The sequence below is a fragment of the Bacillus cereus group sp. RP37 genome (genome assembly GCF_040459695.1).
In the GTDB taxonomy this organism is placed as follows: domain Bacteria; phylum Bacillota; class Bacilli; order Bacillales; family Bacillaceae_G; genus Bacillus_A.
This window is the reverse complement of the sequence record NZ_JARVHP010000002.1, coordinates 339992-358621: the sequence shown is the minus strand read 5'-3', so window position 1 is coordinate 358621 and position 18630 is coordinate 339992. Positions and strand designations below refer to the sequence as shown.

Here is an 18630-nt window from a genome sequence, read left to right as displayed (position 1 = left end):
AAGATTCTAAGAATCTAGCGAAAGAAGGAGAATAGTTATGAAAAAATTCCCATTCAAAGTGCTAACTTTAGCCACTTTGGCAACGGTTATAACTGCTACTACTGGTAACACTATTCATGCGTTTGCACAAGAAACGACCGCTCAAGAACAAAAAGTAGGCAATTATGCTTTAGGTCCTGAAGGACTGAAGAAAGCATTGGCTGAAACAGGGTCTCATATTCTTGTAATGGATTTGTACGCAAAAACAATGATTAAGCAACCGAATGTAAATTTATCTAATATCGATTTAGGATCAGAAGGAGGAGAGTTGCTCAAAAATATTCATCTTAATCAAGAACTGTCACGAATCAATGCGAATTATTGGTTAGATACAGCGAAGCCACAGATTCAAAAAACAGCTCGTAATATTGTAAATTACGATGAACAATTTCAAAATTATTACGACACATTAGTAGATACTGTACAAAAGAAAGATAAGGCAGGTCTAAAAGAGGGCATAAATGATTTAATTACAACAATTAATACAAATTCAAAAGAGGTTACAGATGTAATTAAGATGCTACAAGACTTCAAAGGGAAACTATATCAAAATTCTACAGATTTTAAAAATAATGTTGGTGGTCCAGATGGGAAAGGTGGATTAACTGCAATATTAGCAGGTCAACAGGCAACGATTCCACAACTTCAAGCTGAAATTGAGCAACTTCGTTCTACTCAGAAAAAACATTTTGATGATGTATTAGCATGGTCAATTGGTGGTGGATTGGGAGCAGCTATTTTAGTTATTGCAGCTATTGGAGGAGCAGTTGTAATTGTTGTAACTGGTGGTACAGCAACACCGGCTGTTGTTGGTGGACTTTCAGCTCTTGGAGCAGCTGGTATCGGTCTAGGAACTGCAGCTGGTGTCACGGCATCTAAGCATATGGACTCCTATAACGAAATTTCTAACAAAATCGGAGAATTAAGTATGAAAGCAGATCGTGCTAATCAAGCAGTTCTTTCGCTTACTAACGCGAAAGAAACATTGGCATATCTATACCAGACTGTAGATCAAGCGATATTGTCTCTAACAAATATTCAAAAGCAATGGAATACAATGGGCGCAAATTATACAGATTTACTGGATAATATCGATTCTATGCAAGACCACAAATTCTCTTTAATACCGGATGATTTAAAAGCTGCTAAAGAAAGTTGGAATGATATTCATAAAGATGCAGAATTCATTTCAAAAGACATCGCTTTTAAACAGGAATAGAACTGAAAATGAACAATTATATTGGAGGAATATAAAATGATGAAAAATATCCCGTACAAACTGATCGTTGCATCTGCTCTATTAACTATGACAGCAACTTCTGTAGTCTCACCAGTAGCAACTTTTGCAAGTGAAATTGAACAAACGAACAATGGAGATACGGCTCTTTCTGCAAATGAAGCGAGAATGAAAGAGACCTTGCAAAAGGCTGGATTATTTGCAAAATCTATGAATGCCTATTCTTATATGCTAATTAAGAATCCTGATGTAAATTTTGAAGGAATTACTATTAATGGATATGTGGATTTACCTGGTAGAATCGTACAAGATCAAAAGAATGCAAGAGCACATGCTGTTACTTGGGACACGAAAGTAAAAAAACAGCTTTTAGATACATTGACTGGTATTGTTGAATATGATACAACGTTCGACAATTATTATGAAACATTGGTTGAGGCGATTAATACAGGGGATGGAGAAACTTTAAAAGAAGGAATTACAGATTTACGAGGTGAAATTCAACAAAACCAAAAGTACGCACAACAATTAATAGAAGAATTAACTAAATTAAGAGACTCTATTGGACAAGATGTTAGAGCATTTGGAGGCAATAAAGATCTTTTGCAGTCGATTCTAAAAAACCAAGGTGCAGATGTTGATGCAGATCAAAAGCGTCTAGAAGAAGTATTAGGATCAGTAAACTATTATAAACAACTAGAATCTGATGGGTTTAATGTAATGAAGGGTGCTATTTTGGGTCTACCAATAATTGGCGGTATTATAGTGGGAGTAGCAAGAGACAACTTAGGTAAGTTAGAGCCTTTATTAGCAGAATTACGTCAGACCGTGGATTATAAAGTAACATTAAATCGTGTAGTTGGAGTTGCTTATAGTAATATTAATGAAATGCACAAGGCGCTTGATGATGCTATTAACGCTCTTACTTATATGTCAACGCAGTGGCATGATTTAGATTCTCAATATTCGGGCGTTCTAGGGCATATTGAGAATGCAGCTCAAAAAGCGGATCAAAATAAATTTAAATTCTTAAAACCTAATTTAAATGCAGCGAAAGACAGTTGGAAAACATTAAGAACAGATGCGGTTACATTAAAAGAGGGGATAAAGGAATTAAAAGTGGAAACTGTTACTCCACAAAAATAGGGAAATATTTATTCTGTTGCAAAGTGACCCGTAACATAGAGAGTCTATGATTACACTGTTAAACAGTAAAGCAATAATTAACAAATCCTTATATATTAAAAAGGCGGAGTCTCATTAAAGACTTCGCCTTTCACTTATATATGAGTTTTATCCAAATAAAAAGTTAGTCATGTAGTTTACTTGTTTTTAAAAATTTGTAACAGAATTAATCAATAGGGGACAGGTTATATAGATTTGCTTAATAATATCGAATCTATGCAACAACATCGTCTTTTAATAAGAATAGGACTTGAAATCATACTCTATACAGGAGGAATAAGAAAAGATGAAAAAAAACCCTTATAAAATACTGGCTGTATCAGCATTTTTAATTATGACAACTACCTATGCAGTCGCACCAGTAGCAACCTTTGCAATTGAAACTGAACAAACGAACACTGGAGATATGTCTCTTTCAGCAAATGAAGAAAAGATGAAAAAAACTGTGCAAGATGCTGGGTTATTTGCAAAGGCTATGAATGAATATTCTTATTTGCTAATTAATAATCCGGATGTGAGTTTTGAAGGAATTTCTATTAATGGGTATGCAGATTTACCTAGTAAAATTGTACAGGATCAAAAGAATGCAAGAGCACATGCTGTTACATGGAATACAAAAGTAAAAAAACAGCTTTTAGATACATTGACCGGCATTATTGAATACGATACAAAGTTTGAAAATTATTATGAAACATTAGTAGAGGCGATCAATAATGGAAATGGGGATACTTTAAAAAAGGGGATTACAGATTTAAGGGTGGGGATTCAACGAAACCAAAAGTCTGCAAAAGCACTAATAGAAGAATTAACTAAATTTAAAAACGCTATTGGAGAAGATGTTAGAGTATTTGGAAGCCATAAAGAGACCTTGCAATCGATTTTAAAAAACCAAGGAGCTGATGTAGAGACTGATCAAAAGCGTTTAGATGAAGTTTTAGGACAAGTAAACTATTATAAGAAATTAGAATCTGATGGGTTAATAATGGTGAAAGTCCCTTTTATCCCCACGCTTATTTCTGGTGGCATAATGATAGGTACTGCTAGAGATAATTTAGGTCGATTAGAGCCTGCTTTAGCAGAATTACGTAAAACTGTAGATTATAAAATTACATTAAATCGTGTAGTCGGAGTTGCATTTCATAATATTAGTGATATGCATAGTACGATTGATAGTGCTATTTCTGCTCTTACTTATATGTCCACACAATGGGATGATTTAGACTCTCAATATTCGGGCGTAATGGGGCATATTGATAAAGCTGATGAAAAAGCTGATCAAAATAGATATAAATTTTTAAAGTCTAACTTGAATTCAGCTAAAGACAGTTGGAAAACATTAAGAGCAGATGTTGTCACATTACTAGAAGGCATAAAAATTGCAGAGAAGAAAGAACAAGATTTTATGAATCTACTTCGTCCATCAAACGTTTTTTACTTTTATAAAAAAATCCATAACGCATACACTTTTGAAATAAAGACTGGAACAAATGCACCAAATGCGTCTTATAAAGTTATGAATTTAACTAAAAACACTGTTCATCATATGTGGAGTGGAGGGGCTAATACAAGCATGTGGGCTGACTGGCTTTCATTCAATCCAAATGATGAATTTGCGGTGGTAGCAGTAGTGGATGGAAAAGAATATGTTGTGTATAAAGACAAAGTAGAAAATATAATGAACTGAACCCCAAAAAACGCATTAATTGGAGATGGTACACTAAACTAGACACCAAGTTAATTGAAAAATTGACCGGCATATGGCTCCTTATTTCCTATAACACCTAGCTAAAGCAAAGGAATTCGTACATAGATTAGTTGACATTTATGTAAGTTTCATCCATTTTCAAAGATAGTTTTTCTTTTTTGTTTTATTTTTCAAAAATCACGAAGGAAATTTCCGCATTCACGAACTCAGCACATAATGGTTGTTAGATGAATTGACATACCACGTCCCTTTAGAATTTCAGGCATATTACGATAACTTAAAGAAAAAAATAATAGTAGCAAATGGCTACTATTATTTTTCTTAAACTATTTTTCTTTAAAATATCACATCTGACATGTTCCTTATTTGCTTTCAAAGAATTTATTCTAGTTAAAAAAACCTTGCACTAGAACACATATTGTTCTAATGCAAGGTTCGCTGCAATATAAAATACACGACAGTAAGGGCAAGACATAAAATGTGATTTCAAATGAAACATATGTATATGTGAAGTAAGGTAAAAGAGGGGCTGCTCATAACCAGTAGCCCTTCTTTATAACGTTATTTTGCAGGGAAATGTTCAAATATACGTTATATATCATATTCCTCTTTTTCGGAAGAGAAACAAGAACATCTAGCTTAAAAATTTTCACAACAGAGCCAGATAACGTGTTAAAGTATTAATTACTGTGCATGTAAAGATAAAAAAAGAGCCTTACAAAAAGATATTTGTAATAGTTTAGCTTATACGATTTTAGGGGATTAATAGCATTTTATGCCGTTATTATTAACCTAATTTCCAAGAAATAGAGGTGAATGTAGGATGACTAAACCTTTTAAAAAAAATAGTCGTTATATGGTTGGGTTGGACAGTCTAAGGGGTCTAGCTATACTAGGTGTTATTTTGTATCATATTAATTTTAATTGGATGCCTGGAGGGTTTTTAGGAGTTACTGTATTTTTTGTACTTTCAGGTTATTTAATTACAGATATTCTAGCGATAGAGTGGAAGAGAAATAAGAGAATTGATTTAAAAAAATTCTGGCTTAGTAGGGCAAGAAGATTGCTTCCGGGAATGCTTGTTATGCTCGTTATAACGTTGGCATGGATTACGATGTTTCATAGCTCTTTACTTGAAAAAATGCGCGGAGATTCATTAGCGGCATTATTTTATGTTAGTAACTGGTGGTATATTTATCATAAATTATCGTACTTTGATAATTTTAACCAGCTTTCTCCATTGAATCATTTTTGGTCGCTAGCAGTTGAGGAACAATTCTATGTTGTTTGGCCATTTATCATTAGTTTAGGGCTTTACTACATAAAAAAACAATCCCGTATGATTTTATTAATTTGTCTGGGAGTCGTTGCTTCAGCTTTAGCGATGGCAATTTTGTATGAACCTGGAGCTGACCCAAGCAGAATATATTATGGTACAGATACGAGGGCCTTTTCCTTACTTATCGGAGCGGTACTTGCCTTAGTTTGGCCAAGCAATAGGCTTGCAAATAAAATTATTCCAAAGGCGCGTTTCATTCTTGATGTAGTGGGGGGCATTGCCCTTATTATTATTTTGGTTATGTTTTGGAAGACCAATCAATATGATCCATTTCTATACAAGGGAGGAATGGTTCTCTTATCAATTGCAACAGCATTGTTAGTGGCAAATCTAGCTCATCCATCTAGTCGTATTGCTCAATTTTTACGATTTAGACCTTTACGTTGGATAGGGATAAGATCGTATGGTATATACCTCTGGCATTATCCAATTCTTACATTGACGACTTCAAAGGTAAATGCTGGGGATTTTTCACTAATAAGAGCAATCCTTCAATTTCTTTTGATTATATTGATTGCGCAAATTTCATGGAAGTTTATTGAAAAACCAATCCGAGAAGGAGCGCTCCGGAACATTCAGTTTAAGAATTTAAGAATTCAAAATGTCACTTTAGGTGTTAAGTTAGCTTTAATTTGTACATTATTCGTTTCGTCGATAGCAGTCGTAGGGTTATCAAAAGCTAGTAAGGCTAAGGAGAATTCTCAACAAGATAAGGTGGAAGTAGCACAAACACAACCGTCGCCACATCCAGTTGCAGTTTGGGAAAATCCAAATCAAGAGACGCCTCAAAAACAAGGGGAATCAAGAGAAGTAAATTCTGCGCAACCTAAAAATTCACTCACGGTTACTGCGATAGGTGATTCCGTTATGATTGATATTACTCCGTATTTAAAAAATACTTTTCCTGATATTAGGATTGATGCGCAAATTGGTCGCCAGCTGTCAAAAGCGATTCCGGTAGTTGAACAGTTAAAATATGAAGGGAATTTAGGAAACTATGTCATTATTGGATTAGGTACAAATGGAGCCTTTACTACTGAGCAACTTGTTTCATTAATAAAAGTAATTGGAAACGAACGTAAAATCATATTTATTAATACGAGAGTACCACGTCCGTGGGAATCAATCGTGAATGAGAGACTGAAAGTAATGGCATCTGAATATCCGAATGTAACTCTAGTTGATTGGTATGCAGCAAGTGCTGGAAAGAAAGACTACTTTGCACCTGACGGTGTGCATTTAACCAAAGTAGGTGCAGAAGCATACGCATCACTTGTAGCCAAAGCGGTGAAGCAATAATTAACCATGTTTTATTAACTTCTGTTGGGTAAGGAAATGATTCTGGGTATGGGGTGCCACTCTGAGGTTTAATTACAATTCAAAAAAGAATATTATTCATGTTCTTCTAATCTACGATTTAGAGTGACCTGACTCACTTCTGTAATTTGACATGAAATATACGCAAACCTGAAAAGAAAAGGAACTAGAAGAGGCTATAAAAAATAAAAAATATGAAGTTGAAATATTAGGAAGAGGCTCCGCAGGTAGAAGCACTGCAAATACATTAAAAGAACGACTTGCAATGAAAAAAATTAATTCAAATCCACAAAGAATAGTTCTAACGAGAATACCAATGACAGATTCTTGTTGACCCAAAGAAGGTGGCTAGGCGCAAATGGCGCATAATGTAACTCTTGTAGCAATTCATTATTTTAAAAATAATAGAACAGGCGAATTTAATGATTTTAAATTTAAAAATTAATTTTTTGTTGATAGGAGCTTGTATGTGAAGGTACTATGTATAAAAAATTCAGGAGATACATTTTCAGAGGTTTTATTAGATCAAGGATATAATCGAGACTCTATTATAAATTTAGAAACCGATAAGGAATATGTGGTTTATGGTATTAGTTCATTGAATGGAGCATTAGACTATCTAATCTTGGGTGAAAATGAAAACTTGCCTTCATGGTACCCAGCGGAATTGTTTGAAGTATCGAACCCTTTACAACCTTTAGAATGGTATTTTGCGGATCATAAACATAGTAAAGCGACAACAATAGAATATATATGGGGTTATAAAGAATTAGCTTTAAATGATAGACATGCTCTTGGTTTAATAGAAAGGGAGAATAAAGATATTGCAATATTTTTAAAGCGAAAAGCCGAAATTGAGGAATTAGAAGAATTGTAATAGTGAAGGAGTTGATTAATTTATAAAAAACGTAGGAATTAAATATTCCTACGTTTTTTTGTACATAACATTTAAATAAACACCTTATTTTTGGGGGATTTGCAGGTTCATATGGAAGATTCCCTGGTTTTCGATTTGAATCAATATGATACTATTTACATGTATTATCATGTACGGAATTATATTTTTTGCACCTGAACTGTTTATACTATTTGTAGGAATTTCTGTTTTTTTGTCGAATATATCTTTAATGCAAGGAGGGACATTACATGATTATTAAAGACTATTTCATCAATATTTCTATTTTTTCTTTATTAGTTAGCGCAGCGATATTTATTCAAGTGTTTTTGGTTCATTCCAGGCGATATTTCGAAAAATTCTATGGAGGAATTATTGCAGTTACTTTGATGCTCTTTTCTTTTCCATACATGGGATTTTCCTACGATCTTCGAGTTGTTCCTCTTATTCTATCTTTTATTTATTTTGGTCGCATTGCTGGCTGGATTACACTAATTAGCATAATTATAATGCGTATCTTTTTCATTGGTGGGTATTGGGAGCCACCTGTGATTGCATATTTAAGTATGAGTGTTCTATTTTCTACTTTTAAAACATATTTTAAAAACCTTCATCCTTTTAAAAGTGCATCTTTATATTTTTCTATTTTTGTCGGAATAAAGTGGTTAGTTGGTGTATTCTTTAATACTACGTTACTTTACTCTGGAGGTTTATTATATATAGCGTTAGGACTTTTAATTGGGCTATTTCTTATGGAAGCCTATCAGAGATTGTATTATTTAACACAGGACTTATCTAAAATGAATCGGGAATTAAAAAAATCCAAGCAAGAACTTACAGATACCGTACATGAGCTTCAAGGAGGGATTTTTAAATTTAAAAAAGTGGGTAAGCACTTTATACACACTTTATGTGATGGACAGTTTTATTATCAAAAAGGATTTTATTCTGAACAGGTGGTAGGAAAAAGCTTACGGACTATTGATGCTTCTATTGTTCCACCACATTTAGTTCCGCAATTGATGAAGTATTATCTTCAGGCATGGGAAGGGAAAGAAATTATATTCGAATTACCCTGGCCAGATGATAAAACAATTATTCTTATTGCACTTAGGCCGATTAAACGAAATGGACAAGTTATTGAAGTTGTTGGTTCTGCAGTCGATATAACCGAAAGAAAAAAGGTAGAATCAGAATTAAGGGCTACCAAAGAATTACTAGAATCATTTATAAAGCATAATGTAGATGCTATTACCATTTCTGATCGAAAAGGGCATATTTTACAAGCAAATAAAGCTTATGAAAAGATATTTGGATGGTCACTACAAGAAATCGTAGGTAAGAGATTACCCTGTGTACCAGATTTCTTAATGGAAGAATCACTTGAAAATATTCAGAAAATTCTAACAGGAGAATCCGTAGTTACTAGATTAGAAACTGTTAGACGACGTAACGATGGAAGTCTACTTGATGTCAGTCTGACAGTTTCTCCTATACTAGACGTAAGAGGAAATGTAATAGCTTTATCTGCAATATGTAGAGACATCTCTGAAAGAAAACAAGCAGAAAGAGAACGACATCGATTACACCAACAATTAAAAGATAGTGAAATGAAGTACCGTGCACTAATCGAACAAGCAACTGATGCAGTATATGTAGTAGAGCTGAATGAAAATCATGTTCCAAGTCGATTCATTGAGGTAAACCCTGTTGGTTGTAAAAGATTTGGATATAGTAGAGAAGAGCTGCTCTCGTTACCATTTCCAAATGTCGTACCACAAGATTCTAAAATGATTGTAAGGTTATTAGAAAAAATTAGAGAGGGACAAACTTCCTTCACTTTGCAAGATGAATATGCTTTTCCAACAGGAAAAATAATAACTACCGAGTTTAGTGTCCGTGTTTTTAACTTAAATGGTAAAAAGGTTTTCCTGAGTATTTCTCGTGATATCACTGAACGGCTAAAAACAGAAGAATTACTACGAAAATCTGAAAAACTTGCTGTCGTAGGACAATTAGCGACTGCAATGGCTCATGAAATTAATAATCCATTAACCGCAATGAAAGGGTTTATGCAATTACTAAAATCAACGGAAACTGAGAATAATCAGGGTTATATAAATATAGTATCATCAGAGATTGAGCGTATAGAAAGTATTACTAATGAATTTATGGCGGTAGCCAAACCACAGGTTGTAAAGATACAACCTAATGATATTAGTGTGCTAATGGATCAAGTTTTAATGCTACTGCAACCTCAAGCAATGATGAATAATATAAAAATTAGAATTGATTTTACACCTGGTATTCCACTGATTCCATGTGAAGGAAATCAATTAAAACAAGTATTTGTTAATATTATAAAAAATGCAATTGAATCCATGCCAACAGGAGGAGAAATTTTGATTCAATTTGATAAACTTGATAATAATCAAATAAGGATTCGCTTTATCGATCAAGGATGTGGGATTCCAAAAGAACGTATACCATATTTAGGAGAACCTTTTTACAGTATTAAGGAAGAGGGAATCGGTTTAGGATTAATGGTCTGTTATAAAATTATTGAAACACACCAGGGGAAGGTATTTATTGAGAGTGAAGTGAATAAGGGAACTATAGTTGAAGTAACTCTTCCAATTTGCACACTTCAAAATTAATACATTCTTTTACTGAAATTTTATAAATGAGTAAGCAGTTAGCTTTGGCTAGCTGCTTTTTTGTATATATTGTAATCGATTCTTCATATTACGGCTTTTTGATGTTTCATATATAGATTTTATGGCTTTTAAAAACTCTGTAAGTGTTTTGTAATATTTACGAGAGACTTTTTTAACAGTTATGAGAGAGAAAAGAAAGATTTGTTATATATGATGAAATTAATCTTACTAGTAGGTGTTCTAATGGACCTAGAAACCAAGGAGGAAAAATAACAATGAAACAATTGAAGCCAGCAATTAGTGTATTAGGTAGTGTATCGATGGCACTGACTTTAGCATCTCCTGCTTTAGCAGATGTAAAACAACCGAATCCAGGAGGTACAGTTGAAATATTCAAAGAGAATGCAAATGTAAAAAAAGAAGATAAGAATTTCACGCTCGGATCTGATGGGGAAATAGGTTCACTCATTACACAAAACATTGAAATGGCAAACAACGATTGGGATAAAGATGGTATTTCCAACGACTTAGAGATTAATGGATATAAAATTGAATTCAATTCACAAACTGGAAAAAATGAAGCGAAAGCATGGGATACCGAGAAGGATAAAGGGAAAACAAAATTTATATCGAATCCTATGAATGCAAATACGGATGGTGATCCTTTTACTGATATGTATGAGGTTGAGAATTATAACAACGATTCTGATACTAATTTCAATCCGATAGTTGCCAACATGCCGAATTTGCAAATTGGTGTCAAACGAATTGAAGTAATTCCTATTGCAACCATTACGGATAATAATGGAGGATCAGTTAGTAGAGGATGGGAAAAAAGTGTATCTACACAACATTCATTTAATGTAGGTTTAAGTGGTTCAGGTGGTGTAGAAGGCTCAGCAGCCGGTCCTGTTCCTTCCGGAAGTGTTTCAGCAAATGTGGGATACGGATATTCAAAAACAACTACGGAAACGGAGAGTTATACAAATAATTTCGATTGGTCTACTGCAACAACTGTGGATACAGCGAACGCAGCAAAATTACGGGTACATTTGGAATATAAGAATGTAGGAACAGCATCCGCTGAAAATGTTTCGCCTCATTTTAATATTCGTTTAGGAAACAAAATTATTAATACTGTAAAGGCAACACAAGATCGTTATAAAGCAAACTATTTAAGTACAGAAAAAGGTGGACGGAATAAAACAGAAGTAGTAATTGACAGTTTAGAAGGACAAGCAGATGCGAATATTGTCTTATCTTTGGATGAATTGAAAGCTGTTGAACAAGGGGAACTTCTTTCGATTGAAGTTTTACCTACAAGTACAATGGATTTATCTATTGAAAAAGGTGAAGAAATTATGCATTTGGGGGATTCAGGGAGATATGAGTCTAGAGTAAATGCAGCTACTGAACAATTAGAAACAGATATAGGAAATATACCAAAGTTTAGGGTATATACTCCTAAAGACAAATCTCTTGCTGATAAGCCAGTTTTATCCTATAACGAAGTTTTTCAACAGGTAAATATAGATACGAAAAAAGTAAATCATATTGTAAACAAGGCTAAAAGTACTAATAACGTATCAGTGGTTTCAGCTAATAATGGAACTGATGCATTGAACGATTTAAAAGCGGGACAGGGAGATCGCGGTTATTTACATAAAGACTCTGTACACGGAGCTTTTGCAAAACTACAGCAACCAACATTAGTAGAAGGTAGTTATGATTCTGTGACGCAAAAGATTAGGGCAACAATTTTACCTGGTTTAATTGGAGTGAGTAAAGATATTCCTACTACTTATAGTAAGAAATGGAATGCTCCGTCACAAACAGTAACACTGGTTAAACGTGAAAATGGATTTACATATGAGTCTAGAGAAAATATACACCCTATTAAATCTGAAATTGCTGCGCACAGAAAAGTTACATTTGAAATCAATGACGCACACAATCTAACGCCTACACAAAAGATTGATACTGAAATTAAAGCTAATAAAGAATTTGAAGATTATGTAGTAGATAATTCAGGTGAATTTGTTACAGAAGGAGTTCCTTATACCGTGGCTTCATATGGAAATACAGCTTATTTGGGAAGTCATCATGCAGGGAATAAATGGGAGTATCTTTGGGCTGAAAAATCTAGCGATGAAAAAGTGAATGTAATTATTGAAAGAGTAGGTCAACCTAAACCTGGAAAACCAATTAAAAAGGATGAAGAGGTATTAATTAAATTTCAAAATCCTATTTATTCAGATTATGCATATTTAAAACTTCAAGATAGTTATATCCATTTAGATCAAAAACAGAACGCAAGTACTTTTAAATTTAATCATGCATATCCAAAGAATTTCACTGGACACCATAAGCAATGGAACATACTATCTAATGGTAATAAGTTAAAGGTAGGATATTTAATCGATTATATGAAATATGGTAATGGAGAGAATGGGACTGATACTATAGCATGGAATCTATCAAGAGTTCAGTAATAGGTAACAGTTCTGTTGCTAAGTTTGAAAAGAGAACCGGAAATGAATTGTATCTGAAAAGTTAGATACAAAAATTTAGGTTACTAGTAAGGAATGAGTTCGATGTTGAATCGGACTCATTCCTTTTAATTTATATATGATTTAGAAACTACTATTTTAAATACTTATCTAGTCATATAAGTAATCAAATGTTAAGATTACTATCTGTATTACATGATTTATTTTCCGAATTTTCATTCGCTTCGAGGGTGAAATGTGGAATTCTGATTTATTTATGTGATTAGTTTTTATATCTTTACCTATAAAGATATTTTTATTGGATAATAGAAAAAATAAATTTTTTGTTATTGGTGAAAAAGAAGTGAGGATAGTATATGAAGAAAAGAATTTTAATCGTAGAAGATGAAGAAAATATTCGAGAAGTATGCAAACGGTATTTAGAAAGAGAAGAATATGAAGTTTATACCGCTGTAAATGGTAAAGAAGGTTGGGATTTATTTCTTACACATCAACCAGATTTAATTATATTAGATTTGATGATGCCAAAAAAAGATGGATGGGAATTATGCGAGGAAATTCGTCAGCAATCAAATGTCCCTATTATTATGTTAACTGCTAAGGGGGAGGAAAGGGATCGAATTTTAGGCTTAACAATGGGGGCAGATGATTATTTAACAAAGCCATTTTCCCCACGTGAATTAGTATTAAGGGTTCAAATTATACTAAGAAGAGGAAGCCATGTACAAATACAAGCGAAAGAATCCTTATTGGAAGTGATAGAGTTTCCAGATTTAAAAATATATCCAAAGACAAGATATGTACTTGTTTGTGATAAGGAAGTGGAGTTAACGGTGAAAGAGTTTGAGGTACTTTATCTCATGGCAAAGCATCCAAAACAAGTATTTTCTCGCTCGCAGCTTCTTGAATTAATTTGGGATTTTGGACATGAAGGGGCATCAAATACAGTTACCGTATTAGTGAGTCGTTTACGTGAAAAGCTCGAGAAGCATACGATAAAGAATCGTTGGATTCATACGGTTTGGGGTATAGGATATCGCTTTGAACCAAATGGAGGAAATGAAACATGAGATTACGTATTCAATTGTTACTCATGAATCTATTAAGTACCAGTATTATGGTAATTGCTATATGGTATAGTGAGACCAAAATGTTACTTGAACCGGAACAAACGCGGTTATTAACAGTAATTGCATTTGTGGCATTCATTATTTCAACGTTTATTTATTGGTTAATGACACGTCCTATCATGAGATCTATACAAAATTTAATAAAATTGACAAAACAATTTAGTGATAGACACTTTAAAACGATGTATATAATTGGGCAAGAACCACGTGAGTTTAAAGAATTGGCAACAGCCTTTCAACAGATGGCAAAAAAATTAGAAGAAGGGTTTACTAAGTTGGAGGAACAGGAAAACTCTCGTAAGGAGCTAATTACCAATATCTCACACGACTTACGAACACCTATGGCTAGCATGCAAATGATGATAGAAGCATTACAAGATAACCTGATTGAAGAGCCTGAAATGAAAAAGCAATACTTAGCAACGGTTTTAAAAGAAATAGAAAGATTAAATGGATTAATTAACGACTTATTTGATCTTTCAAAGTTAGAGTTTGAGCAAGTAGATTTTCACCCAAGTTTCACACATTTAGATAAAGTTCTATTAGATGTATTAGAGTCACATTCTGTCTTATTAGGAGACAAACAAATCCATGTGCAATTGGATGTCCCTGATACATTACCTCGACTTTTGATTATGCCTTGTAAAATAGAAAGAGTCATAGGTAATTTATTACATAATGCAATTCGATATTCTCCTATCTCTGGAACAATTGAATTGACTGTAGTGGAAAATAAACTAACTCAACAGGTTCAATTCATTTTGCGGGATGAAGGAATGGGAATTTCTCCAAATGATCAATTACGTGTATTTGAACGTTTTTTTAGAACAGATCGATCAAGAAGTTCACAATCTGGAGGTTCCGGACTTGGATTAGCTATTGCAAAATCATTGATTGAAATGCACAAAGGGGAAATTGGTGTAAGGAATCGCGCAGATGGTAAGCAGGGAAGTGAATTTTGGTTCACTCTTCCCATCACATCAGTAAAAAAATAAGATGGCTGAAAGACTTTTGTAACATTTACGTTAGAAAAATGAAAGACCTTCTTGTTAACATACTACTACACAGTATGATACAGGAGGTTTTTTACTTTATGAAAAGAAAATATGTATGGCTTATAGGTGGTTTGATAATTGTATTGGGGATATTATGGTCATTGTTCCGACCAGAGAAATTATTTATTGATAAGCACGTAAATGAATCATTGCCACAAACAGAGATACAATCAACTGAAGTAAGGCAACAAAGTGATCGAGTATTAAGGGAAGGTCAGTTTCAAACCGGTGTCCATGAAACAACTGGAACGGCAAAAATTCACCAATTAGCGGATGGAAAACGTGTTTTACGACTTTCTAATTTTACAACATCAAATGGGCCAGATGTACGAGTTGTATTAGTTCCTACAAATCGTTTGAAAAATAATGAAGACGTAAAAAACTATCAGTATATTGAATTAGGAAAATTAAAGGGAAATAAAGGAGACCAAAACTACGAAATTCCTGAAGGGATAGATGTAAGTGAATATGGTTCGGTTTCTGTTTGGTGTAAAAGATTTAATGAAAACTTTGGTGCGGCTTATTTTAATAATTAAATATGAACTTAAAATTTCCTCTTACAGGCGAAATTCATATGAGATATGGTAATAGCTGCAGCGGACTTAGTTGCTAAGAAGGGCACTCATAAGAGTGTCTTTTTCATATTTCTCAATTTTTGTATATTTCAGAGCTATTGGACGTTTACGGAGAGATTTTATTTAGTGTAGAAGCGTACTGTCTGTGAATAGAAGGATGAATAATATGTTACAGGAAAACATAACTCTTTTATAACTTAATTTTGAAGGAACATATACTTTTTTCATTTATCGGCTTGTAAAGAAGTATGGAAATTAAAGTTTATAATTTAAAAGTCAGCTTAAAGATGCAATAAGCAATTTGAATAGTAATCTTAAGTAAATAAAAAAGAGAGAGGAGCATCGATGAGCTCTTCTCTTTTTTTAAATCTAATTAGGGTTTCCATAACTGTAAAGGGGATGGTGTAAATTGTTGGATATTACCAAAGTATTACTTTAAGTTAAGATTATAAAGAGAAGTTCCTTTTTTCTGAAAAATTAATATTAATGCAAAATTAATGATTAATATTCAAAAATGATTTTATAGTTCATTAATTTATTACTTGCTATCTTTATTAATCATTTATTGCAACAGCTTTCATGTCCAAAATTAAATGTTTCAACAAAGGATAATATAAGTATCATTAAAATGATTTTCCAATATAATCAATGTGTTAATGAAAGGAACTCTGTGTTATTTTTGCTTTTCTACTAACTAATACAGCTTCAAACAAAGGACACAATTGCTACATGCTAAGTGTAATCTATTACCCATTCAAGATTCTGTTTATTCAATCTTTCTAAAAATAAAAAAATATTGTACTCATAAATATACAAGCTATAATGAGGGCGTCGAGAAAGAATTTATTACCTCTAGAGAAAGTATCAAACCTAGTTTTTTTGCAAAAATCCTAATGACATTGTAAGTAACCTTTTAAATTTGGACATACTGACATGATTACTCTAAGAAAGGTATGTGATCAAAAGGAAAAGTGTATTTGACACGAGAATGAAAGCGTCTTCAATGAGGTCTTGTTTTGAATCAGTCATTTTAGTAACTTAGATTCAACTGCAATTAAAAATAATAAATTATGGGGGTGCTTATATGAACATGAATGTAGCATCTATTAAAGAACAAAAGGTTGTTAAATACAAAAGTTGTTTTGATGTGATTGGGCCCATAATGATAGGTCCTTCAAGTTCACATACTGCAGGTGCTTTGGCTATTGGAACAGTAGCCAATAAATTATTTCAAGGTCTTCCAAAAAAAGTCGTGGTAAGGTATTATGAATCATTTGCTGAAACCCATAAAGGTCACGGAACTGATTTTGCAATTATTGCTGGGATATTAGGATTTGCTGCCGATGACAGCAAAGTGCCAGATGCTATTGAAATAGCAGAATCTAAAGGAATTGAAATTACCTTTATTGAAGAAGCAGGTGATAGTCCTGCTGGCCATCCAAATACGGCAGATGTATATTTAGAGGATGAAAATCGAAGTATTAGAACGATGGGGATTTCGGTTGGCGGTGGATTAATTGAAATCAAACATGTTGAAATTGACGGATTTAGCTTAGACCTGCAGGGGCCATTGCCAGTTATTATTGCGATTTCTGAAAGAGCTGACTTTGAATTTGTCTTACGCAGGATCTTTAAACAATATGATGTGGAAATAAACAACTTTCATAGTTTAGAAGAAAACAGGAAATTTTTATATGCATTCGCTTTGGATACGCTATTGCCTGGTAATGTCCAGGAGGAATTAGGAAATTTAAGCAATATAGCTAAGCTCATTATTCTTTAGTTACATTAAGGAGTGAAAAAATATGTATATGGCCATAAAAGAAATTGTGGATGCAGCTAATAAAAGCCAAAAGACAATTTATGAATTAGCAATTGAACAGGAAATTGAACAAACTAAATCTACTTATGAAGAAGTTTGGAGTAAAATGGAACGAAATTTAGCGACTATGCAAAATGCTATAAATAAAAGTATCGAGGGCGACGGTGTATTATCTCCAACTGGTTTAACCGGAGGTGATGCTGTTAAAATTAAAAACTATCGAGAAAATAGGAAAACCCTTTCTGGAGATTTGATGGTGTTAGGGATCCAAAGTGCTATCGGTGTTAATGAAGTAAATGCTGCATTAGGAGCTATTTGTGCAACTCCAACAGCAGGTGCGAGTGGGACGATTCCGGGAGTCCTATTTAGTATTAAAGATACGTTGCAGTTAAGTCATGAAGATATGATTCATTTTCTATTTACTTCAGCGTTATTTGGAACGATAGTCGCAAACAACGCTTGTATTTCAGGAGCGTACGGAGGATGTCAAGCTGAAGTAGGCAGTGCCTCAGCGATGGCGGCTGCAGCTGCGGTAGAAGCTGCAGGTGGAACGCCACAGCAATCTTCTGTAGCTTTTTCGATTGCATTACAAAATTTACTCGGTTTAGTTTGTGATCCGGTCGCTGGTTTGGTAGAAATTCCTTGTGTAAAGAGAAACGCCATTGGAACGGCAAATGCTTTAGCAGCAGCGGACATCGCATTAGCCGGCGTAAACAATATCATCAATGCTGACGAAGTTATTGAAGCGATGTATAGAGTTGGAAGACAGATGCCTCGCGAATTAAGAGAGACAGGTTTAGGTGGAATTGCAGCTACACCTACAGGGATTGCAATTAAAAATAAAATTTTTGGAGAGAAACAATCAAATCAATGAACAATTATCGGGTATATTGTGAAAAAGTTAACAATCTATTCTCTATTGTTCGCCTAAGGATATCTGTATATTGGGAGAATTACTAATAAAATATACTACTATATAAATGAAACATTTTGTAAGTGGTAACAACCCCATCAAGTTGATGCTTCGCTAATTTTTTGATTTTGATTTTGATTTTGATTAACTTAGAAGAAGGATATACGATGTGGCGCACTTTATGAGTAATTCATTTTTCAAGAACGGTCTATATTCCAATGCCTTAAATAGAGAAGTAAGAATAGGAAACT

The 18630-nt window shown here is 33.6% G+C and carries 12 protein-coding genes and 1 pseudogene; 12 read left to right on the top strand and 1 reads right to left on the bottom strand.

The annotated features are described in order from the left end of the window. Nucleotides 1-37: 37 nt before the first annotated feature. The 3 genes from hblD to hblB all read left to right on the top strand — a co-directional run bounded on the left by hblD (nucleotide 38) and on the right by hblB (nucleotide 4145). Entirely contained in the window at nucleotides 38-1258 is a 1221-nt protein-coding gene (hblD, locus tag QCI44_RS29900) for a hemolytic enterotoxin HBL lytic component L1 (protein ID WP_000714431.1), read from the top strand. A gap of 36 nt (nucleotides 1259-1294) precedes the next feature. Continuing rightward, nucleotides 1295-2422 carry a hemolysin BL binding component B gene (hblA, locus tag QCI44_RS29895; protein WP_000977258.1) on the top strand — a complete coding sequence of 376 codons (1128 nt, stop codon included), beginning with the start codon at nucleotides 1295-1297 and terminating at the stop codon, nucleotides 2420-2422. A 325-nt stretch (nucleotides 2423-2747) separates the two neighbouring features. Beyond that, complete coding sequence (hblB, locus tag QCI44_RS29890) at nucleotides 2748-4145, top strand: hemolysin BL regulatory component HblB (RefSeq protein WP_016135633.1); 1398 nt, start codon at nucleotides 2748-2750, stop codon at nucleotides 4143-4145. Between the two features lie 233 nt (nucleotides 4146-4378). Here the strand turns inward: hblB and QCI44_RS30700 are convergent. Beyond that, nucleotides 4379-4509 (bottom strand): annotated as a pseudogene (locus tag QCI44_RS30700) (IS6 family transposase); the annotation flags it as partial. 480 nt (nucleotides 4510-4989) lie between these two features. Between QCI44_RS30700 and QCI44_RS29885 the strand changes: the two are divergent. The 9 genes from QCI44_RS29885 (at nucleotide 4990) to sdaAA (ending at nucleotide 18340) form a co-directional block, all read left to right on the top strand. Next, nucleotides 4990-6804 carry an acyltransferase family protein gene (locus tag QCI44_RS29885; RefSeq protein WP_016135632.1) on the top strand — a complete coding sequence of 605 codons (1815 nt, stop codon included), beginning with the start codon at nucleotides 4990-4992 and terminating at the stop codon, nucleotides 6802-6804. Between the two features lie 487 nt (nucleotides 6805-7291). Then, nucleotides 7292-7699 (top strand): hypothetical protein, encoded by a 408-nt coding sequence (locus QCI44_RS29880; protein ID WP_016135631.1) that lies wholly within the window; start codon nucleotides 7292-7294, stop codon nucleotides 7697-7699. Between the two features lie 269 nt (nucleotides 7700-7968). Beyond that, nucleotides 7969-10374 (top strand): PAS domain S-box protein, encoded by a 2406-nt coding sequence (locus tag QCI44_RS29875; protein WP_016135630.1) that lies wholly within the window; start codon nucleotides 7969-7971, stop codon nucleotides 10372-10374. Nucleotides 10375-10649: 275 nt separating this feature from the next. Next, a complete protein-coding gene (locus QCI44_RS29870) occupies nucleotides 10650-12866 on the top strand; it encodes a binary toxin-like calcium binding domain-containing protein (protein WP_353811636.1) in 2217 nt (738 codons plus the stop codon). A 374-nt stretch (nucleotides 12867-13240) separates the two neighbouring features. After that, entirely contained in the window at nucleotides 13241-13954 is a 714-nt protein-coding gene (locus QCI44_RS29865; protein WP_016135628.1) for a response regulator transcription factor, read from the top strand. After that, nucleotides 13951-15009, top strand: coding sequence for a sensor histidine kinase (locus tag QCI44_RS29860; RefSeq protein WP_016135627.1), 1059 nt, complete (start codon nucleotides 13951-13953; stop codon nucleotides 15007-15009). Before QCI44_RS29865 ends, QCI44_RS29860 begins: the two co-directional genes overlap by 4 nt. Before the next feature lie 98 nt (nucleotides 15010-15107). Further along, on the top strand, nucleotides 15108-15605 hold the full coding sequence (locus tag QCI44_RS29855; RefSeq protein WP_016135626.1) for a DM13 domain-containing protein: 498 nt from the start codon (nucleotides 15108-15110) through the stop codon (nucleotides 15603-15605). A gap of 1123 nt (nucleotides 15606-16728) precedes the next feature. Further along, nucleotides 16729-17427 carry an L-serine ammonia-lyase, iron-sulfur-dependent subunit beta gene (gene sdaAB / locus QCI44_RS29850; RefSeq protein WP_016135625.1) on the top strand — a complete coding sequence of 233 codons (699 nt, stop codon included), beginning with the start codon at nucleotides 16729-16731 and terminating at the stop codon, nucleotides 17425-17427. A gap of 22 nt (nucleotides 17428-17449) precedes the next feature. Continuing rightward, nucleotides 17450-18340, top strand: coding sequence for an L-serine ammonia-lyase, iron-sulfur-dependent, subunit alpha (gene sdaAA / locus QCI44_RS29845; RefSeq protein WP_016135624.1), 891 nt, complete (start codon nucleotides 17450-17452; stop codon nucleotides 18338-18340). The last annotated feature ends 290 nt before the right edge of the window (nucleotides 18341-18630 follow it).